This window comes from Neisseria sp. WLZKY-1, assembly GCF_046546535.1.
In the GTDB taxonomy this organism is placed as follows: domain Bacteria; phylum Pseudomonadota; class Gammaproteobacteria; order Burkholderiales; family Neisseriaceae; genus Neisseria.
Map to the genome: position 1 here is coordinate 1 of NZ_JBKGTW010000111.1, position 754 is coordinate 754.

General features: G+C 47.5%; 1 protein-coding gene and 1 pseudogene. Both read left to right on the top strand.

The window, feature by feature from the left end; translation table 11 throughout:
* Positions 1-482, top strand: a 482-nt coding sequence (locus ACLD9W_RS12385; RefSeq protein ID WP_410842287.1) for a transposase, incomplete at its 5' end; no start/stop codon positions are given.
* 112 nt (positions 483-594) lie between these two features.
* A pseudogene (locus tag ACLD9W_RS12390) lies at positions 595-754 on the top strand (TIGR00341 family protein); the annotation flags it as partial.

Consider the following 754-nt stretch of genomic DNA (forward strand, 5'->3'; position numbering starts at 1 on the left):
TCAAACAACTGATTGCTCATTTTGACAGGTTGATTGACGAATTGGACAAACAAATCGATGACCACACCCACACGCATTTTGACGGCAAAGCCAAAGTGGCGGAGCAAATCAAAGGCATCGGTTCGATAACGACGGCAACGCTGATGGCGATGCTGCCGGAATTGGGACGGCTGAGCCACAAACGGATAGCGAGTCTGGTCGGTATTGCCCCACACCCGAGGGAGAGCGGGGAAACCAAATTCAAAAGCCGCTGCTTCGGCGGAAGGTCTGCGGTGCGTAAGGCGCTGTATATGGCTACCGTGGTGGCGACACGTTTTGAACCGCTTATTCGGGATTTTTATCAGCGCCTGCTGTCCAAGGGTAAGCCGTATAAGGTTGCCGTTACGGCATGTATGCACAAACTTCTGCGTATTTTGAACGCAAGGATGCGTGATTATTTTGCCGAAAACGATACCACCGAAAACGGTATCCAAACGGCTTGATTTGAGTTTTGGTATTTTTGCCCGACGGGGTGAAAAATACAGTTGCTACAGGCGCTTGATCACAATTGTGAGGTAGCATTCAAAACAATCGTTAAAATTTGAGGATAAGAAAATGCAAGAACAGGAAAATAGTAAAAATCAGGAAGTACAAGACAATCACACAATGACTAAACTGCAAGATGTATTCAACCTTGCACATGACCAAGCTCATCCTGACAAAATCGATGCCGCCATCCGTGCCAATACGCGGGTATCTGGAACTAACATGTGGG